This is a genomic window from Streptomyces sp. WI03-4A (genome assembly GCF_033792105.1).
In the GTDB taxonomy this organism is placed as follows: Bacteria; Actinomycetota; Actinomycetes; order Streptomycetales; family Streptomycetaceae; genus Streptomyces; species Streptomyces collinus_A.
On record NZ_JARAUO010000023.1, the window covers coordinates 86,006 to 104,170 of the forward strand.

An 18,165-nucleotide genomic window follows, 5' to 3' on the forward strand; every position below is an offset into this window, starting at 1 on the left:
TATGACGACGGACGTCCACGGCCGGGACCTGCGCTACTTCGTCGCGGTCGCCGAGGAGCTGCACTTCACGCGCGCGGCCGAGCGGCTGTACGTGTCCCAGCCCGCGCTCAGCAAGCAGGTCCGGGCACTGGAGCGCCTCCTGGGGGCCCAGCTCTTCCGGCGCGACCGGCACGGGGTGGCGCTGACGGTCGCGGGCGAGGCGTTGCTGCCGCACGCCCGCCGGATGCTGGCCGCGTGGGAGGGGGCCGCGGCCGCGGTGGAGGCCGCCAAGGCGGCGCAGCGCAGCACGCTCACGGTGGGCATGAGCACCAGTCCTGGCCGGGGCGGGCTGCTGCCGGCCATCCGCTCCCGCTTCACCACCGCCCATCCCGGGGCCACTCCCCGGCTGCGCCAGGTGAGTTGGGAGGACCCCACGGCCGGGCTCGCGGCCGGCAGCGCCGACGTCGCCTTCGTGTGGCTGCCGCTGCCCGACGAGGAGCGCTACGCCTGGACGGTGCTCGTCGAGGAACCCCGCCTGGTCGCCCTTCCGGACACGCACCCGCTCGCCACCCGCGCCGAGGTCGCGTTCGCGGAGCTGGCGGACGAGCCGTTCCTCGCCCTGCCGAGGAGCGCGGGCCCGCTGCGCGACCACTGGCTCGCCCTGGACGCCCGGGCTGGCCGGCCACCGCGCATCGGAGCGGAGATCGCCGGGGTGGAGGAGACGTACGAGGCCCTCGTCGCAGGCCTCGGCGTCTGCCTGGTCGCCGAGGGCAACGCCCCGCTGATCACCCTGAGCGGTGTCACCACCCGCCCGGTCCGCGGCATCGGCCCCAGCCGCTACGCCCTGGCCTGGCGCCGCGAGGACGAGACCCGCCCCCTGGTCCGTGCCTACGCGGACGCCTGCCGGGCGACGGTGGCGGGCGGGACGCCGTAGTTCCCACCGGGCCGCCGCCCGGGGCGGGACCCCGGTCCCGGGCGGGTGCCTACTCCGGTGCGGCCGCCGCGATGATCGCCTCCGTGACCCGCGGCAGGGACTCCGGGTGCAGGAACAGGAAGAGGTTCGGCTCGACCAGTTCCAGCTCCATCACCCGGGGCTGCCCGTCGTCGCCGTCGACCAGGTCCACCCGCGCGTACAGCAGTCCCGACGCGTCGGGCACGGCGGCCAGCGCCCGCTGGGCCACCGTGAGTTCGGCGTCGGTGGGCTGCCAGCGCCGGAGGTCGGGGTGGGCGACCTTGTCGGCGTCGTAGGGGGTGCCGGGCGCGAGGACGGCGCCCTTGCGGCTCGCGTGCAGCAGGCGGCCGCCGAAGAACTGCAGCGCCCGTTCGCCGCTGACGTCGATGCTCCGCAGGTACGGCTGCACCATCGCGGTGAAGCCCTCCGCGTGCATCCGGGCGAGCTGCCGTACGGCCGTGTCGTGCTCGGCGGGTGTGTAGCGGGCGGCGAACCGGGCGCCCGCGCCGGAGGTCGGCTTGATCACGTACTCGTGGCCGGTGGGCAGGTCGGCCGGATCGCCGGGAGCGAGGTAGGCCGTGGGGACGGTGGGCACACCGTCCGCCGCGAGGTCGCCGAGGTAGCGCTTGTCGGTGTTCCAGCGCACGACCCCGGCCGGGTTGGCGATACGGGTGACCTTGCCCACACGGTCGACCCACGCGCCGAACTCCTCGGCCCGCCAGCTGTAGTCCCAGGTCGAGCGGATGAGGACGAGGTCGTAGCCGCCCCAGTCCGCCGCGGGGTCGTCCCAGGGCCGTGCCTCGGCCTCTGCCCCGGCCGCCCGCAGCGCCTCCACCAGCACCGGGAGGTCCCTGTCCTTGCTGGGCTCGGCGCCGGGGTCGTAGGTGGCGAGGGCTATGCGGGGCACGTCGGACTCCCTTTCGTACGGCGGTTCGATCACCGGCGAGGCTAACAACCGGCCGGGGAACCGCGACAGCGCGTTTGACCTTCACCTTCGGGGAAGCCCCAGCATCGGTGGCGGACGACGAGGAGCGCGAGGTGCTCATGGAGTTGCTGACGATCGGCGCCTTCGCCAAGGCGAGCCGGCTGTCGCCGAAGGCGCTGCGGCTGTACGACGAGCTGGATCTGCTGCGGCCCGCACGGGTGGACCCCTTCAGCGGCTACCGGTACTACGCCGTGGAGCAGCTGGAGCGGGCCAGGCTCGTGGCCTGGCTGCGGCGGCTCGGCATGCCGCTGGCCGAGATCCGCGCGGTGTGCGCCCTGGACCGGGCGGACGCCGCCCGGGAGGTCCGGGCGTACTGGGCGCGGGTGGAGGCGGAGACGGCCGTGCGCCGGGATCTCGCCGCGTTCCTCGTCGACCAGCTGACGGCCGATTCGAGAAGGGATCCCACCACCGTGCTGGAACTGCGCTATGCCGCCCGCTCCGACCGAGGGCACGTCCGCACCGCCAACCAGGACACCGTGTACGCGGGCCGCAGGCTGCTCGCCGTGGCCGACGGCTACGGCGCGGCGGGGGCGCCCGCGAGCAGCGCGGCCGTGGAGGCGCTGAAGTTCCTGGACGAGGGGGAGGAACTCGCCGCGGGCAGCGTGCTGAACGTGCTGGAGGACGCCGTGCGGGGGGCGAGCGAGGCCGTCCTGGACCTCGCGGCGGACGGCGAGGAGGCGGGGACCACGCTGACCGCGCTGCTGTGGACCGGGTCGAAGCTGGCCCTCGTCCACATCGGGGACTCCCGGGTCTACCTGCTGCGGGACGGCGGGCTGTTCCGGATCACCCACGACCACAGCGTGGTCCAGTCCCTGATCGACGAGGGCCGGCTGACCCCCGAGGAGGCCGCCAGCCATCCGCAGCGGGCGCTGCTGCTGAAGGCGCTGGGCACGGACACCCCGCCGGTGCCGGACCTGCGGCTGCACGAGGCCCGGCCGGGCGACCGCTACCTGCTGTGCTCCGACGGCCTGTCAGCGGTCGTCCCGGACGAGCGGATCCTGGCGCTGCTGGTCGGCTCCGCGGCCCCGGACACCACCGCGCACGCCCTGATCGAGGCGGCGAACGCCGCCGGCGGCCCGGACAACGTGAGCTGCGTCGTCGCCGACCTGGTGGAGGCCGCGGTCTGATCCGGGCAGGATCGGGGCCATGGCACTGACCGGAACGGACGCGTACACCGCCATGGACGGGCTGCCACCGCTGGTGGCGGCGGCCCTGGCCGCCGCCCGTGCCGACGGCTTCCCGTACTCCTGCCGCCCCGAACAGGGCCGCCTGCTGCACGCCTTGGCGGGCGGCGCCCGGGCCCGGATCGGGGAGACCGGCACCGGTCTGGGGGTCGGGCTGGCCTGGCTGGCCTCGGGCGCGGCGCCCGGGGTGCGGCTGTACAGCGTGGAGCGGGACCCGGGGCGGGCGCGGTCGGCGGCGGCGGTCTTCGCCGGCCGCCCCGAGGTCACCGTGCTGGGCGGCGACTGGCGGCTGATCGAGGAGCACGGGCCGTTCGACCTGCTCGTGCTCGACGGCGGCGGGCAGGGCAAGACGGCCGGGGACGCGCCCGCCGACGTCGAGCGGCTGCTCGCCCCCGGCGGGACGGTCGTCGTCGACGACTTCACCCCGGCGACCGGCTGGCCGCCGTTGCACGGGGGCGAGATCGACCGGGCCCGGCTGCACTGGCTCGGCCATCCGGCGCTCAGGGCGGCCGAATTGCGGCTCGCGGCCGACCTGAGCACGGTCGTCGGAACGCGGCGGCTGGTGTAGGAAGGTGTCGACGTCCCCGAGCCCGTCACCGAGCCCCAAGGAGTGCGCCGCGTGTCCTCCCTCTTCCCCGCCCTGGCGGACGGTCCGGGCGAGCGGGTCGCCCTTCGGTTCGGCGAACGGTCGCTGACCTACGGCGCGCTCGCGGGCGCGGCGGGTGCGCTCGCCGGGCGCGTCCGCGGCGCCGGCCGGGTCGCCGTGTGGGCGACTCCGGAGCTGGAGACCGCCGTCGCGGTGACGGGCGCCCTGCTCGCCGGGGTGCCCGCGGTGCCGCTGAACCCGAAGTCGGGCGGCCGGGAGCTGGCCCACATCGTCACCGACAGCGCTCCGGACCTGGTGCTGACCGCGCCCGGCGCGCGGGTGCCCGCCGAACTCGGCCACCTGGCCCGGCTCGAGGTGGACGCCTCCGCCGCCGGCACCGTGCCCGAGGAGCGGGCCGGGGACGCCGACCCGGCGCTGGTCGTCTACACCTCCGGCACCACCGGCCCGCCCAAGGGCGCGGTCATCCCGCGCCGGGCTCTCGCCACGACGCTGGACGCGCTCGCCGACGCCTGGCAGTGGACCGGCGACGACGTGCTGGTGCACGGGCTGCCCCTGTTCCACGTGCACGGGCTGGTGCTGGGTGTGCTCGGCCCGCTGCGGCGCGGCGGCTCGGTGCGGCACCTGGGCCGGTTCGACACCGAGGGCGTGGCCCGGGAGCTGAACGACGGCGCGACCATGCTGTTCGGGGTGCCGACGATGTACCACCGGATCGCCGAGGCCCTTCCGGACGAACCGGAGCTGGTCAAGGCCCTGGCCGGGGCCCGGCTGCTGGTCTCCGGCTCGGCGGCGCTGCCCGTGCACGACCACGAGCGGATCCTGGCCGCGACCGGCCGCCGGGTGATCGAGCGCTACGGCATGACGGAGACGCTGATGAACACCAGCGTGCGCGCCGACGGACCGGCCGGGACCGGCACGGTCGGGGTGCCACTGCCCGGCGTGGAGCTGCGGCTGGTGGAGGAGGACGGCACGGAGGTCGCCGGGTACGACGGGGAGACCGTCGGGGAGATCCAGGTGCGCGGCCCGAACCTGTTCACCGAGTACCTGAACCGGCCCGACGCGACCGCCGCCGCGTTCACCGCCGACGGCTTCTTCCGCACCGGCGACATGGCCGTGCGCGAGAGCGACGGCGGGGTGCGCATCGTCGGGCGCAAGGCCACCGACCTGATCAAGAGCGGCGGTTACAAGATCGGGGCGGGCGAGATCGAGAACGCGCTGCTGGAGCACCCGGGGGTGCGCGAGGCGGCGGTGACCGGGGAGCCCGACGCGGACCTCGGCGAGCGGATCGTGGCGTGGATCGTCCCGGCGGATCCGGGCGCCCCGGCGTCCCTGGAGGAACTGGCCGGGCACGTGGCCCGGCGGCTGGCCCCGCACAAGCGGCCGCGCGTGCTCCACCTTCTTCGGGCGCTGCCGCGCAACGACATGGGGAAGATCATGAAGCGTGCGCTGGTGCCCGATGCCTGAGCGGCTGTCGGCACGGGAGGTCCTGGCGCTGGTCGCCGACGAGGGGACGTTCGGCGAACTCGCCGTCGCCACGCGCCGGCCGGCGGTGAACGGCCCGCTCGGCTGGCAGGGGTACGACGCCTCCCGGGCCCGGGCCGCCGAGCGCACCGGCGAGGAGGAGTCCGTCGTCTGCGGCACCGCGAGCGTCGGCGGCACCCGGGCGGTGCTGCTCGCGTTCGAGTTCGGCTTCCTCGGCGGCTCGCTGGGCGAGCGCACCGGCGACCGGCTGGAGGCGGCGTACCGGCACGCCCGGGCCCACCGGCTGCCGGTCGTGCCGCTGGTCGCCACCGGCGGCAGCCGGATGCAGGAGGGCATGCTCGCCCTCACCCAGCTCCAGCGGGTGGCCCGGGAGTCGGCGCTCACCCGGGAGGCGGGACTGCCGCAGATCGCGGTGCTGCGCGACCCGACGACCGGCGGTGGCTGGGCCACCCTCGGGGCCGGGGCCGACGTGATCCTGGCCCTGCCCGGCGCCCAGGTCGGCTTCGCCGGTTCCCGGGTTCGGCCCCGGGACGCGGACCCGGCCGCCTACACGGCCGAGGCCCAGGTGGCCGCCGGGTCGGCGGACGCCGTGGTGCGGCCCGGGGAGCTGCGGACGGTGCTGGGCACCTGGCTGCGGCTGCTCACCAGCCCGGCGGCACAGGCCCCCGCGCCGCGCGCCCTCGGTTCGGCCGCGCTGCCCGGCTCCGGCTGGGAGGCCGTCCGCCGGGCCCGCTCCCCCGAACGCCCGCGCGCCGAGGCCTACTTGGACGCCTACTTCAGCCACCGGGCCGCGCTCGGCGGCGACCGCTGCGGCGGCGTCGACTCCGACGGCATGCTGTGCGGGTTCGGGGCGCGGGACGGCCGTACGGTGGCGTACGCGGCGCAGACCGGGGCGCCCACCCGGCCGGCCGGGTACCGGACCGCGGCCCGGCTGATCCGGCTCGCCGACCGGCTCGACATCCCGGTGCTGACCCTGGTGGACACCCCGGGTGCGGCCAACGACGCGGAGGCGGAACGGCAGGGGGCCGGGGCGGCGATCGCCGACGTGTTCTCGGCGCTGGCCTGCGCGCGGGTGCCGGTCACCACGCTGGTCGTCGGGGAGGGCGGCTCCGGCGGGGCGCTGGCACTGGCCGCGCCGGGCAACACCTGGGCCACGCCGGACAGTTACTTCTCGGTGATAGCGCCGGAACTCGCGGCGGCCATCCTCAAGCGGCCGCCGCACGAGGTGGAGGCGACGGCGGACCAGCTGCGCATCCGGCCGCAGGACCTGGTGGAGCTGGGGGTGGTCCGCGGCGTCGTCGAGGCCGCGGACCACCCCCCGCCCCGGACTACCTGACGCCCACCGCCCGGACGATCTCCTGGGTCACCGAGCCTCCCCTGTCGTCGCGGGCCGAGGCCCGCAGGGAGACACCGGCGGCACCCCGGGGCACGGTCAGCGTGCCGTGCCAGGCGGCGCCCCTGCCGGTGGTCAGCGGGACCGTCCGCCAGGTCGCGCCGTCGTCGTACGACACCTCGAGGCGGCCGCCGCCGAGGGTGCCGGTGCCGGCCGCGCCCGCCACGTACTCGGCGCCGAGGGCGACGGGCAGCCGCTGTCCGGCGCGTACCGTCCCGGCGAGGTCGGTGTCGAGGTGGAAGGCGAGGTTGATCAGCGGCAGGCTGGTCCAGTGGTCCTCCGGGGTGGCCGCCGACCGGAAGGTCCACTCGCTGTGGCCCTTCGTGGCGGGCTGCCAACGGTCCGCGTCCAGGGCGGTGTCGGTGACCACCTTGTAGGTGTGCTCGTCGGCGGGCGCGTCCCGGACGTAGGCACCGGAACCGGTGCGGCGGTCGACCCGCGTGCCGTCCAGGTAGACGGCGGTGGTCTGGGTCATCCCGCTGCCGTCGCTCCACACGTCGCCGAAGCCGGTGTGGTCGGGCCCGGAGTCGCCCCATCCCGGCGTGTTCAACTGGATCTGGTTGCCCGCGCGTTGCTGACCCCAGCCGAGGCCGGTGCCGAGCCAGGGGTGCCACACGGGACGGAACCAGTCCAGCCCGGGCCGGGTCCCGCCGTGGTAGCGCACCAGCCCGCTGCGTTCCTCCAGCGCGCCGTCCCGGACGGTGACGGACTCGTGCCAGCGCTGGCCGGGGCCGGTGGAGACGTAGTCGGTGCGTTCGGCGGGCAGGTCGATCCGCTCCTGGAAGCCGAGCCCGATCGGGAAGGTGTCGGTGAGCGAGTACCGGAACTCGCCGCCGCTCACCGGCGCGGCGGCATGGAACTTCACGTGCACGGACGCCAGTTGGCGCTTCGAGGGTGCGTAGGTCAGGGACCGGTCCGGGATCGCCCCGGGGTGCCCCTCGGACAGGTCGTACACGTAGGGCGAGTTGCGGGTGCCGGCCATGTCGGCCCGGCCGGCCGCCCGCAGCCGTGCCGCGTCCGCCCGGCTGACCGTGGCGATCTGCAGCGGCCGGTCTGCGTTGTCGTCCGTGCCCCACCAGGCCATCAGCCGGCCGGGCGCGTCGTCCGTCACGAACAGCGCCCTGGCGCCCGCGTCCTGGGCCGCTTCGGCCAGCGCGGCCGGGTCGGCGCCGTCGGCGAGGTGGGCGAGCACCGCCTTGCCGGCGACCTTCGTGAACGGCCCGTCCCCGACGTCGACCAGCGGCAGTCTGGTCCGTCCTTCCAGGAGCGTCCCGCCCGCCTGCACGGTGGCCTCGTCGATCCCCCGGACCGTCAGCAGCGGCTCGGCCAGCCGCCACACGGTGCGGTACTCGAAGCTGCCCCGGGTGACCTTCGCGGTGGGCGCGGCGAAGACGCTGTCGTAGGTGAGGGGCACCTGGACCGCGCCGAACAGGTCGGCGCCGTTCGCCTTGCGGTCGTACTCCATGAGGAGCTGCCGGGTCTCGGTGCGCCGGGAGACGTCGGCCCTGATCTCGCGCAGCCGGCGGCCGTCCAGGGTGACCTCCCGGTCACGGTCGAGGACGGTCTCGGGGGCGGCCAGGAAGCCGAGGCCGAGCGAGTCGGTGCCGTGGCTGCCGCGCACGTCGAGGAAGGAGGCCAGACTGTAGGTGCCGGGCCGCAGCCGCAGTTTCAGGGTGCCCGAGTCGCCGACGTGCGCGGGCTGGGCGTCCTCGCCCTCGGCCAGCCGCTGCACGGCGAGGTCGGCGGCGGTGGGGGCGCCGTCGCGGTCCCGGACATGGACGGTGAGCGTGTACCGCTCCTCCTCCTTGACCAGCCCGAACACGGTGTGGGCGAGCGCCGTGCCGTCCGGGCCCGAGGCCACGATCTGCCCGCTGCTCTCCCCGACCGGTGCCTTCGACCCGTCGCCGGTGACGGTGGTGGACGCGGTGCCGTGCGCGGGCACGGTGAGCGCGGAGTCGGCGAGGGTGGCCGGCCCGTCCGGGGCGCCCTGGACGGCGAGGCTCAGCCGTACGTCGGTGTCGGACGCGTTGCGGTAGGTGAGGGTCCGGGTGACGGGGTGGTCGGCGTCGTAGGGCCAGCTGTAGAAGCCGAGGTCGGCGCTGCCGGTGGCGGTGATCCGCGCCCGGACCGCGTCGGGCACGCTCACCCGTCCCGCGCCGAGCTGGTAGGCGGACGCGTCGAGCCGCTTCGAGCTGGACATCAGCGCGTCCTTCAACTGCGCCCCCGTCCAGTCGGGATGGGCCTGGGCGAGCAGGGCCGCGACCCCGGCGACGTGCGGGGTCGCCATGGACGTGCCGCTCATGGAGGTGTAGTAGCCGCTGCCTTCGACGAGCTGGGAGCGGGCGGCGAGGATGTCGACGCCGGGCGCGGACACGTCCGGCTTCAGGGCGTTGTCGCCGTAGCGGGGGCCCGCGCTGGTGAAGTAGGCCGCCTGGTCGGCGGAGTCCACGGCGCCGACGGTGAGGGCGGCGTCGGCGGCGCCGGGCGAGCCGATGGAGGACGGGGCGCCGGTGTTGCCCGCGGCGACCACGAAGAGGGCGCCGGTCTCCTTCGAGAGGTCGTTCACCGCCTGGGCCATCGGGTCGGTGCCGTCGCTCGGTTCGGTCGAGCCCAGGCTCATGGAGATCACCCGCGCGTGCACGTCCCGTGCCGCCCACTCCATGCCCGCGATGATCTGCGACTCGCTGCCCGAGCCCTGGTCGCTGAGCACCTTGCCGACCGCGAGGGTGGCGCCGGGCGCGACCCCCTGTTCGGTGCCGCCGGACGCGGCGCCGCTGCCGCCGACGGTGGAGGTGACGTGCGTGCCGTGCCCGTTGCGGTCGGCGACCTCCTCGCCGTCGATGAAGCTCTTGGTGGTGCCGACCCGGTCCGCGAGGTCGGGGTGGCTCAGGTCGACGCCGGTGTCGAGGACGGCGACGGTGACGCCCTTGCCGGTCAGCCCCGCGTCCCAGGCGGCCCGCGTGCCGATCTGGCCGTTGCTCTCCGCCATGTCGGCCTCGACCCGCCCGTCGAGCCAGACCTTGCCGACGCTCCGGCCGTGCGTGAAGGACCGCCAGAAGGCGCGCCCCCGGTGCGCCGCCACGGCGGCGCCGCGCAGACTCGGCAGCGTCCGGGTCCGCTCGGTCCCGGCCGGGGTGGTGACGCGGGCGCCCCTGCCGTAGGTCACGATCAGCGGCAGCGCGCCGGACCGGGCGTCCGTCAGCCCCTGCCGGATCAGCCCGCTCACGTCGAACAGCCGCCGGTCCAGGGTGCCGGCCCGCAGGTACGGCAGCGCCTCGTCGGGTACGACGGTGATGTCGCCGTCGCTCGTCTGCGTGCGCACCGCGCCGGTGGCCCCGGCGGGCCGCCGCACGGTGACGGTCCGTCTGCCGTGCCCGAGGTCGGTCACGCTGACCTTGTCGCCGGTGACGAGGGTGACGGTGGTGGGGGTCGCCTTGGAGGGGGTCCCTTCGGCGGGGGTCCCTTCGGCGGGGGTCCCTTCGGCGGGGGTCCCTTCGGCGGGGGTCGCTTCGGCTGGGGTCTTGTTGCCGGGAGTTCGGTTGCCCGGCGTTCCGGTGCCGGGGTCCTGCCGTTCCGCGGTGACGGTCGTCCACGCGGCCGCGGGTGCCGCCGGCGTCAGGGCCGCGACGACCAGCCCTGCCGACAGCAGGACCGCACCGCGTCCGACTGGTCCTCTCCTCATGCACGCCTCATCTCGTCCGGGGGGTGTCCGTCCTGGTGCGCCGAGTGCTGGGACGAGTCTCATGTGCCGTGTGTTGCGGGGCTGTTGAGCGGTCGTGGCGGAAAGGCGCCCTGGCGGCTTCCCGCCAGTGCCGTGTCCCCGCCCGGCCGGATTCGCGGACAGCCGCACCGGCCGTCCGCCACAATGGACCCGGTAGTGGATCAAGGACACGGGGGGCGTGCGACGCCATGAACAGGCTGATGGAGTTCACCACCGACGACGGCGCCGTCGTGGTGGTGGAGGAGACGGACCCCACCGGCGGGACGCGGCTCGTCTCGCGCGGCGAGGGCGGCCCGGCGGCGCAGGCCGCCCGCACCTTCGAGGGCGCGCTGGACGGGGTGCGCGCGGCCGCCCAGTCCGCGCTGCGCGTCTTCCGTGACGGCACCCTGCGCCCCGACGCGGTGGAACTGGAGTTCGGCGTGAAGCTGAGCGCGGAGGCGGGCGCGGTCATCGCCAAGGGGGCGGCGGAAGGGCAGCTCGTCGTCCGGCTGAGCTGGAAGTCCGCGACGGAACCGGCACCGGGCTCCTGACGGGCGGACCGCCGCGGTCCGGCTCCCGGCCGGCGCGGCTTTTCGAGCCCGGCTGACAGCCCGGCGGGCCCTTCGGCGGCGCGACACACCGTACGCACCGCCCGAACCCCCCGTTCGGCGGCACCCCGCCCGGCCCCCTCCAGAAGGCGCACGTCCTTCACCCGGCAGCAGTATCGAGTGGAGGAAGAGGCCCGCCAACCGGTCGGCCGCCCAAGGCCTGCGCACTCGGGAGGATCCGCCGTGACCGTCAGTCTGGAGCAGCTGCGCCGCTGCCACTTCGCCGTCGACCTGGGCGCGGCCCGCACCCGGGTGTACGTGAAGGGCTCCGGTCTCGTCGTGGACCAGCCCTCGGTCGCGGCCATGAACATCCGTAACGGCGCGCTCATCGCGGTCGGCGAGTTCGCGGAGCAGATGACGGGGCGCACCCCCGACTACATCAGGGTGGTGCGGCCCGTCGCCGGCGGCACGGTGGTCGACATCGAGATGGCGCAGCGCATGCTGCGGCACCTGATCGGCGACAAGATGCGCCGCACGCTGCGCCGCAGGCCCCGGCTGCGCGCGGCGGCCTGCACCCCGCACGACGCCGACCCGCTGGCCCAGCGGGCGACGGTCGAGACACTGGTCGGGCTCGGCGCGCGGCGGGTGGAGCTGGTGGACACGCTGATCGCCGCCGCCGTGGGCTGCGGACTGCCGGTGGAGCGGCCCGAGGCCTCCATGATCATGATGTGCGGCGCCGCCGCCACCCAGGTCGCCGTGCTCTCCCTGGGGTCCATCGTGACCGCCCAGCGGATCCCGGTGGGCGGTGAGGCCGTCGACCACGCGATCGTGCAGCACCTGCGGCACGCGCACGCGCTGGTGCTGCCCAGCCAGTCCGTACGGCCACTGCAGATCGCCCTTTCCGGCAACGGGCTCACCGAGCAGGGGCCGGCCTCGACGGAGATCCACGGCCGGGACGTGGCCACCGGGCTCCCGCGCAGCGTGCGGGTCGACACCGCCGCCGTGCGCGACGCCATCCAGACCCCGCTGACGGCCGTCCTGGACGGGATCGGGAGGGTGCTGCGCGAATGCCCGCCCGATCTGGTGGCCGACCTCGCGGACCGCGGGATCATGATGGTCGGCGGGTCGGCCCGGCTGCCCGGCCTGGACGAGATGCTCCGCGAGGCGACCGGCGTCCCGGTGCACATCGCCGACCAGCCGGACGTGTGCGCCGTCCAGGGACTCGGCGCCATGCTGGAGGGCCAGGTCGAGCCGCTGGTCCTGGACCCACTGGCCGCCTGAGCACGCCGACCCGGACGGGCCGGACCCGGCGTAGCCCCGGACCCGCCCCCGGCCCGCGGCCCGTTGCTCCCGAGCGCCCGGCCGGACCGGCGGCACCCCGGCCCGGCATCCGGCCTCTCCCGATCGTCACCTCGCGCCCCTGGAACGCGCTGTTGATCAGCGCCTCGTGCTGCGCGCACGCGGGGTGCTCGGCCGGGCCGCGGTCCGCCCAGACCGGCTCGCCGACGATGTGCACGCGCCGGCCGGCTGTCGGCGAAGGCCCGCAGCACGCCGGGGATGATCCGGCCGGGGGTGCGGCCGGCCTCGCGCAGGTCCAGGAACCGTACGGCGTCGGCGTCCGCGCCCGACGCGTCCCGGACCAGGCGCAGGTTCTCGCCGGGCACGGCGACCGCGACCGGCCCGCCGGCCTCCAGCGCGGCGCGGACGAAGGGCACGGTCCCCGCGAAGTACTGCCCGGCGTCCGCGTAGAAGAGGGCGGGGGGCACGAAGGGTTCGGCGGTCACCGTCATGCCGCCGCCACCTCGATCGCCGGGAGGCCGGGCCCCAGCGGGCCCAGCATGCGCGGCAGGGCGGCCGGCGGCCGGTCAAGCACCAGCCGCCGGGCGGCGTCCGCGAGGGCACCGGCGCCCGCCACGTCCACGAAGGCCGTCGCGGACGGCCCGCTCCAGGACGCCCTCCCAGACGCCGCGCGTCGGCAGGCTCACCTCACCGGCCGACCGGACCCCGGCCCGTCCGGTCAGCGGGACCACGTCGAGCCGCGGGACCACGGGCCTCGGCACGAGGGGGCCGCGGCGCGGCGGGCCCCGGCACCGCGGTCGCTTCCGACGGCCGCGCCGGGTCCGGCCGGATCCGCCTTTTCTTACCTCCTTCGCGTGAGTCCTTTGTGTGTAGCCGTGGACACAACGGGCAGGCGAGGGGGCGAGCCATGGGGGCCGACGGAGGGGGAGGCATGACCTCAGCGGCACGAGCACCGCACGGCGGGCGGCTGAACGCGCTGGTCGTCGGCGGCCGGACGGAGGAGGGCCGGGCCCTCCTGGACGCATGCGGGGAACTGGTCCGGGGCTGTACGGACACGCTGTCGGCCGCCCTCGACGCCCTCCCGGAGGGCATCACCGGGATCGAGCTGGACATGTCCGGGGTGTCCTTCATGGACACGGCGGGTCTGGAGTTCCTCGACGCGCTGGCCGAGTACGGCCGCCTGCACGGCATACCGGTCGCGGTCTCGGGCTGGTGGGGCCAGCCGCGCCGGGTCCTGGAACTGGTCGGCCTGGACGTCACCGACCCGCTGGGCATCGCGCTGGCGGCCGGGGTCCGTGACCGCACCGGCTCCGCGGTGGCCCTCGAACGGGCGGAACAACTGCGGGAGCTGCGCGAGGAGATCGAGCAGCTGCGGCACGCGATCGACTCCCGCCCGGTGATCGACCAGGCGCGCGGCATCCTGATGGCCGCCCACGGCTGCGGCCCGGAGCGTGCCTGGGACATCCTGCGGGAGGCCTCGCAGAGGTCCAACACCAAGCTGCGCGAGGTGGCCGCCGCGGTCACCGCGAGCACCGCCCCCGAGGGGCCCGTGCCGCCCGAGGAGCTGCGGACGGCCCTGCGCGCGGCGGTGGCCCGCCACGCCCCGCCGTCCGGCGGCGAGCGGTGACGGTCAGTACGGCAGGATGCGCCCGGACGGCGTCCTGCGGTCGATCTCCTGCCCGCGCGGGGCGGCCGGCCGACGACTCACACGTACCCGGATCCGACGGTCCATGAGACGCCCTCCTCTGTCCGGCACCGCTCCCGCGGCGGTTGTCCGTAGGAGGTCCGTGCCCAGGACAAGGCATGTCCAAGCCAATGCGGCAGCAAGTCTTGACCTGTGAACGGCTGTTGGCGAAACCGCTTGACGGGCCGGGTCGGACGGTGCGTCACCGGCGGGGCAGGTACCGTCCGAGCACGGGGTCGAGCCGTGCGATCCACTCGGTGAGCCGGGCCGAACGGCGGGCGTTCAGCTCGCAGTCGTAGACACCGCCGTCCCACAACTGGACGGTGACCGTGAGCCGGTTGCCGCGCGTCGCGGGCGTCCGCCGCACGACGGCGATCTCCGCCCACTCGAAGTCCGCCGCGACCCCGCCGAGTTCGAGGACCACCCCGGCCGCGTTCACGACGACGCGGGCGTCGCCGTCCCCGAGCACGGCCTCCGGCACGCCGTACGGCACCGGCGGCCCGAACCCGTACCCGGCCTGCGGCGGCGCGGGCGGCAGGTGCGGGGGCGCGACGGACGCCGGGGAGGTCACCGCGAGGTGCGGAGGCGTCGGGTGCGCGGCCAGATGCGGGGGCGTCGCCGGGGCCGCGGGCGAGGCCGGGAGGTGCGGGGGCGTGCTCGGGGCCGCGGGCGAGGCGGCGGGGTGCGGGGGCGTCGACGCGGCCGCAGGAAGCGCGCCCAGGTGGGAAGGCGTGCCCGGGGCCGCGGGAGACGCGGGGAGGTGCGAGGGCGTGGAGGGCGCCCCAGGCGAAGCGGCTTGCTGCGGGGGCGTCGCCGCCGCTGCCGGGTGCGAGGGCGTCGCCGGGGCCCCGGGCGAGGCGGGGAGGTGCGAGGGCGTCGAAGGGGCCGCCGGGAGGTGCGTGGGCGGCGTCGGGGCCGGTCGCGGGGCCGGTCGGGCGGTTGTGAGGAGCGGGGGGTGCGACGGCGCGTCCGGCCGGGCCGGGGCGGCCGGCTCCCCGGTGAGGCGGTCGAGCAGTTCGGCGGGGGTCGGGCGGGCCGCGGGGTCCTTGGCCAGGCAGGCGGTCACCACGTCCACCAGCCCGACCGGTACCGCGGACGTGTCCGGCGGCTCGTGCACGGAGCGGTACATCAGCCCCATCGGCGTGCCCTCGCCCCAGGCGCTGCCGCCGGCCGCGGCCACCAGGACGGCGCCGAGGGCGAACACGTCGGCGGCACCGCCGACATCGTGGCCGAGTGCCTGCTCGGGGGCGAGGAAGCCGGGCGTGCCGAAGGCGGTGCCGGTGGCGGTGAGCCGGGTGGACTCGACGGCCCGGGCGATGCCGAAGTCCAGGACGCGCGGCCCGTCGTCGGCCATGACGATGTTGCCGGGCTTGAGGTCGCGGTGCACCAGACCGCAGGAGTGGATGGACTCCAGCGCCTCGGCGAGCGCGGCGGCCAGCGCCCGCAACTGCGGTTCGTCCATGGCCCCCTGGGCGGCGAGCCGGGCCGCGAGGGTCGGGCCCGGGATGTAGGCGGTCGCCAGCCACAGCGGATCGCCGTCGACGTCCGCGTCCACCACGGACGCGGTGTGGAAGCCGCCGACCGCCCGGGCCGCCTCCACCTCGCTGCGGAACCGCTCGCGGAAGACCGGGTCCGCCGCCAGTTCCGCCTTGGCGACCTTCAGCGCCACCGCACGCCCACCGCGCGTCCGCGCGAGAAACACGGTCCCCATCCCACCCTCACCGAGCTTCCGCTCGACGAGGTAGCCCCCTATGCGTTCCATGCGCACAGTATGGCGCCGCGGCGCGTCACCGTGATCGGGGAGAGTGTCCTTCGGATGCTGCTCGGAGTGGGTGAACGGTTGCCACTCCTGCGGTGTGGCAACCACCACTCATACGAGCTCACAGGTCAGATCGATTCTGCACCTGTACTGCTGGGTGGGGCGGGTGGGACTCGAACCCACGGCCGACGGATTATGAGTCCGCTGCTCTAACCGGCTGAGCTACCGCCCCATAGCGGCGTGTCGCGTACATGTGTGCGCGCCGTCTGCCGCAGCATAGCCGCTCATACGATCTCCTGCTTCGGATGGTCGGCTTCCGCGCTGCTTCCTGACCTTGAGACTTCGGCCAGCCCAGGGCGGTTCCCGCGGGCATGAAAAAGGACCCCGAAGGGTCCTCGTTCAGCGTGCTCCCCCGACTGGACTCGAACCAGTAACCTGCCGGTTAACAGCCGGCTGCTCTGCCAATTGAGCTACGGAGGACCGAAGCTCCCCCGACTGGACTCGAACCAGTAACCTGCCGGTTAACAGCCGGCTGCTCTGCCAATTGAGCTACGGAGGATTGCCTCGTTGCATCGAACGTACCTACCTGGGTATTCGCCAGGGGGCGGGCGCTCGCTGCGACACATACATTAGCGCAAGCAGGGGGGTGCTCCGCCAATCGGTATCCCTCGGCCCCGACGCCGCACCACAGACCCACGCAAGGAGAAGGGTGACAGCCATGCGCTACCGGCTCACGTTCGTCGCCGGACTGGCCCTCGGTTACGTGCTCGGCACGAGGGCCGGGCGCGAGCGTTACGAGCAGCTGAAGAAGTCAGCTCGGCAGATCTCGCAGAACCCGGCCGTCCGCAACACCGCCGAGACGGCCGCCCAGCAGGGCCGGGTCTACGCCGGCAAGGCCCTGCACACCATGAGCGACAAGGTCGGCGACCGGGTCCCGGAGTCGGTGGCCCAGCGGGTGCGCTCCCTGCGCGACCGCAACGTCAACGGCACGCCCGAGGACGACTGGGGCACCAGCAACACCTAGGGCGCGGGCTTCACGAGGCCGGTGGGCGCGGGGATACGCGCCCACCGGCCGAAGCAAGCGCCGCGGTACGGCAGAATTTTGGCCATGGGGATAGTCGCCGGGTTGGACAGCTCGCCCGATTTCACTCGCATCGTCGTCTGCGACGCGGACACCGGAGCCGTGCTCAGGCAGGGCTACGCCCAGCATCCGGTGGACACACCGGACGGGGGCCGGCCCAGCGACGTTGACCCGCAGGCCTGGCTGCTGTCCCTGGGCGAGGCCGCGGGCGGCGGACTGCTGGAGGGCGTGCAGGCCATCGGCGTGTCCGCGCAGCAGAACGCGCTGATCCCACTGGACGCGCAGGGCAACACGGTCCGCCCGGCGATCACCGGCGGGGACAAACGGGCGCAGGTCGCGGCCGCCGACCTCGTCGACGCGCTCGGCGGCCGGGAGGCCTGGGCGCAGGCCGTGGGATGCGTGCCGCAGGCCGCGCGGCCGGTGACCAAGCTGCGCTGGCTCGCGAAGAACGAACCCGAGCACGCCCGCCGCACGGCCGCCCTCCTCCAGGCCCACGACTGGCTGGTGTGGCAGCTGCTCGGACGGCCGGTGCGCCGGACCACCGACCGCGGTGGGGCCTCCGGCACCGGCTACTGGTCCGCCGCCACCGGCGCCTACCGGCCCGACCTGGTCGAGCTGGCGCTGGGCCACCAGGCGATGCTCCCCGAGGTGATCGGCCCGTCGGACGCGGCCGGCACCACCCCGGAGGGCCTGCTGATCTCGGCGGGCACCGGGGAGACCATGGCCGCCGCGTTCGGGCTGGGGATCGGGCTCGGCGACGCTGTCGTCTCGCTCGGCGCGTCCGGGTCCGTGATGGCCGTGCATCCCGAGGCGCTCGCCGACCAGAGCGGGATGATCACCTCCCTCGCCGACGCCACCGGCATGCACCTGCCCGTCGTCACCACCCTGAACGCCGTGCGCGCCCTGCGCGGCACCGCCGAACTCCTCGGGCTGCCGGATCTGGAGAGCCTGTCCGACCTGGCGATGAAGTCCACGCCGGGCTCGCACGGGCTGGTCCTGCTCCCCTACCTGGAGGGCGAGCGGACCCCGCACCTGCCGCACACCGCGGGCACGCTCGCCGGGCTGCGACGGGAGTCGATGAAGGCCGAGCACCTGGCACGGGCCGCGTTCGAGGGCATGCTGTGCGGGCTCGCCGACGCGCTGGACGTGCTGCGCGGGCGGGGCGTGGAGGTGCGGCGGATCTTCCTGCTCGGCCAGGCCGCCGAGCTGCCCGCGGTGCAGGCCGCGGCGCCCTCGCTGTTCGGCGCGCAGGTCGTCGTACCGCAGCCCGCCGACTACGCGGCGATCGGCGCGGCCCGGCAGGCCGCCTGGGCGCTCGGCGTGTCGCAGGGCGCGCTCGATCCGCGCAACCCGCCCGCCTGGCAAGGGGCGGCCGCACAGGTCCTGGAGCCGGGCGACGACCTGGCCGTGGGCCAGGCGGTGCGGCAGCAGTTCGTGTCGGTGCGGGAGCAGACCCACCCCGGGGCGTTCCGCCCGTAGCGGCGCAAACCGCCGGGGTCGCAGGAGCACGCCGAT

The 18,165-nt window shown here is 75.3% G+C and carries 14 protein-coding genes, 3 tRNA genes and 1 pseudogene; 10 read left to right on the forward strand and 8 right to left on the reverse strand.

Annotated elements, in window-relative coordinates; all coding sequences use genetic code 11:
• The first annotated feature begins 1 nt into the window (after window position 1).
• Window positions 2-913, forward strand: coding sequence for a LysR family transcriptional regulator (locus tag PV343_RS23015; protein ID WP_319148844.1), 912 nt, complete (start codon window positions 2-4; stop codon window positions 911-913).
• A gap of 49 nt (window positions 914-962) precedes the next feature.
• Here PV343_RS23015 and PV343_RS23020 read toward each other — a convergent pair whose 3' ends face one another.
• Window positions 963-1,838, reverse strand: coding sequence for an ATP-grasp domain-containing protein (locus tag PV343_RS23020; protein WP_319148845.1), 876 nt, complete (start codon window positions 1,836-1,838; stop codon window positions 963-965).
• Between the two features lie 137 nt (window positions 1,839-1,975).
• Between PV343_RS23020 and PV343_RS23025 the strand changes: the two genes are divergently transcribed.
• Genes PV343_RS23025 through PV343_RS23040 form a run of 4 tightly spaced genes read left to right on the forward strand, consistent with a single transcriptional unit; the run spans window position 1,976 to window position 6,522 of the window.
• The gene (locus PV343_RS23025; protein WP_319148873.1) at window positions 1,976-3,043 is read left to right on the forward strand and encodes a MerR family transcriptional regulator; all 1,068 of its coding nucleotides are present in this window, start codon (window positions 1,976-1,978) and stop codon (window positions 3,041-3,043) included.
• 19 nt (window positions 3,044-3,062) lie between these two features.
• A complete protein-coding gene (locus PV343_RS23030) occupies window positions 3,063-3,668 on the forward strand; it encodes an O-methyltransferase (protein ID WP_319148846.1) in 606 nt (201 codons plus the stop codon).
• A gap of 51 nt (window positions 3,669-3,719) precedes the next feature.
• On the forward strand, window positions 3,720-5,168 hold the full coding sequence (locus PV343_RS23035; RefSeq protein ID WP_319148847.1) for an acyl-CoA synthetase: 1,449 nt from the start codon (window positions 3,720-3,722) through the stop codon (window positions 5,166-5,168).
• Window positions 5,161-6,522, forward strand: coding sequence for a carboxyl transferase domain-containing protein (locus PV343_RS23040; protein WP_319148848.1), 1,362 nt, complete (start codon window positions 5,161-5,163; stop codon window positions 6,520-6,522). The genes PV343_RS23035 and PV343_RS23040 overlap by 8 nt, the downstream gene beginning before the upstream one ends.
• Here the strand turns inward: PV343_RS23040 and PV343_RS23045 are convergent.
• Entirely contained in the window at window positions 6,515-10,261 is a 3,747-nt protein-coding gene (locus PV343_RS23045) for a S8 family serine peptidase (RefSeq protein ID WP_319148849.1), read from the reverse strand. The two genes, PV343_RS23040 and PV343_RS23045, sit on opposite strands and share 8 nt — an antisense overlap.
• A gap of 227 nt (window positions 10,262-10,488) precedes the next feature.
• Between PV343_RS23045 and PV343_RS23050 the strand changes: the two genes are divergently transcribed.
• Window positions 10,489-10,830, forward strand: a complete 342-nt coding sequence (locus tag PV343_RS23050) for a CU044_2847 family protein (RefSeq protein ID WP_319148850.1) — start codon at window positions 10,489-10,491, stop codon at window positions 10,828-10,830.
• 240 nt (window positions 10,831-11,070) lie between these two features.
• Window positions 11,071-12,108, forward strand: coding sequence for a rod shape-determining protein (locus PV343_RS23055; RefSeq protein WP_319148851.1), 1,038 nt, complete (start codon window positions 11,071-11,073; stop codon window positions 12,106-12,108).
• 121 nt (window positions 12,109-12,229) lie between these two features.
• On the opposite strand, the pseudogene PV343_RS23060 reads toward PV343_RS23055, so the two are convergent.
• Window positions 12,230-12,617 (reverse strand): annotated as a pseudogene (locus PV343_RS23060) (MEDS domain-containing protein); the annotation flags it as partial.
• Window positions 12,614-12,742: a hypothetical protein gene (locus PV343_RS23065; RefSeq protein WP_319148852.1), complete on the reverse strand. Its 129-nt coding sequence runs from the start codon at window positions 12,740-12,742 to the stop codon at window positions 12,614-12,616. The pseudogene PV343_RS23060 and the gene PV343_RS23065, both read right to left, overlap by 4 nt.
• 315 nt (window positions 12,743-13,057) lie before the next feature.
• On the opposite strand from PV343_RS23065, the gene PV343_RS23070 reads away from it, so the two are divergent.
• Window positions 13,058-13,753 carry an ANTAR domain-containing protein gene (locus PV343_RS23070; RefSeq protein WP_319148853.1) on the forward strand — a complete coding sequence of 232 codons (696 nt, stop codon included), beginning with the start codon at window positions 13,058-13,060 and terminating at the stop codon, window positions 13,751-13,753.
• Between the two features lie 259 nt (window positions 13,754-14,012).
• Here PV343_RS23070 and PV343_RS23075 read toward each other — a convergent pair whose 3' ends face one another.
• From PV343_RS23075 to PV343_RS23090, 4 genes are all read right to left on the reverse strand, one after another.
• Window positions 14,013-15,572: a serine/threonine-protein kinase gene (locus tag PV343_RS23075; protein WP_319148854.1), complete on the reverse strand. Its 1,560-nt coding sequence runs from the start codon at window positions 15,570-15,572 to the stop codon at window positions 14,013-14,015.
• A gap of 155 nt (window positions 15,573-15,727) precedes the next feature.
• Window positions 15,728-15,801, reverse strand: a tRNA-Ile gene (locus PV343_RS23080).
• Window positions 15,802-15,976: 175 nt separating this feature from the next.
• Window positions 15,977-16,049, reverse strand: a tRNA-Asn gene (locus PV343_RS23085).
• 6 nt (window positions 16,050-16,055) lie between these two features.
• A tRNA-Asn gene (locus PV343_RS23090) sits at window positions 16,056-16,128 on the reverse strand.
• A gap of 150 nt (window positions 16,129-16,278) precedes the next feature.
• Here PV343_RS23090 and PV343_RS23095 point away from each other — a divergent pair.
• Window positions 16,279-16,593 carry a YtxH domain-containing protein gene (locus PV343_RS23095; RefSeq protein WP_319148855.1) on the forward strand — a complete coding sequence of 105 codons (315 nt, stop codon included), beginning with the start codon at window positions 16,279-16,281 and terminating at the stop codon, window positions 16,591-16,593.
• Window positions 16,594-16,677: 84 nt separating this feature from the next.
• On the forward strand, window positions 16,678-18,129 hold the full coding sequence (locus PV343_RS23100; RefSeq protein ID WP_319148856.1) for an FGGY family carbohydrate kinase: 1,452 nt from the start codon (window positions 16,678-16,680) through the stop codon (window positions 18,127-18,129).
• Window positions 18,130-18,165: the final 36 nt, after the last annotated feature.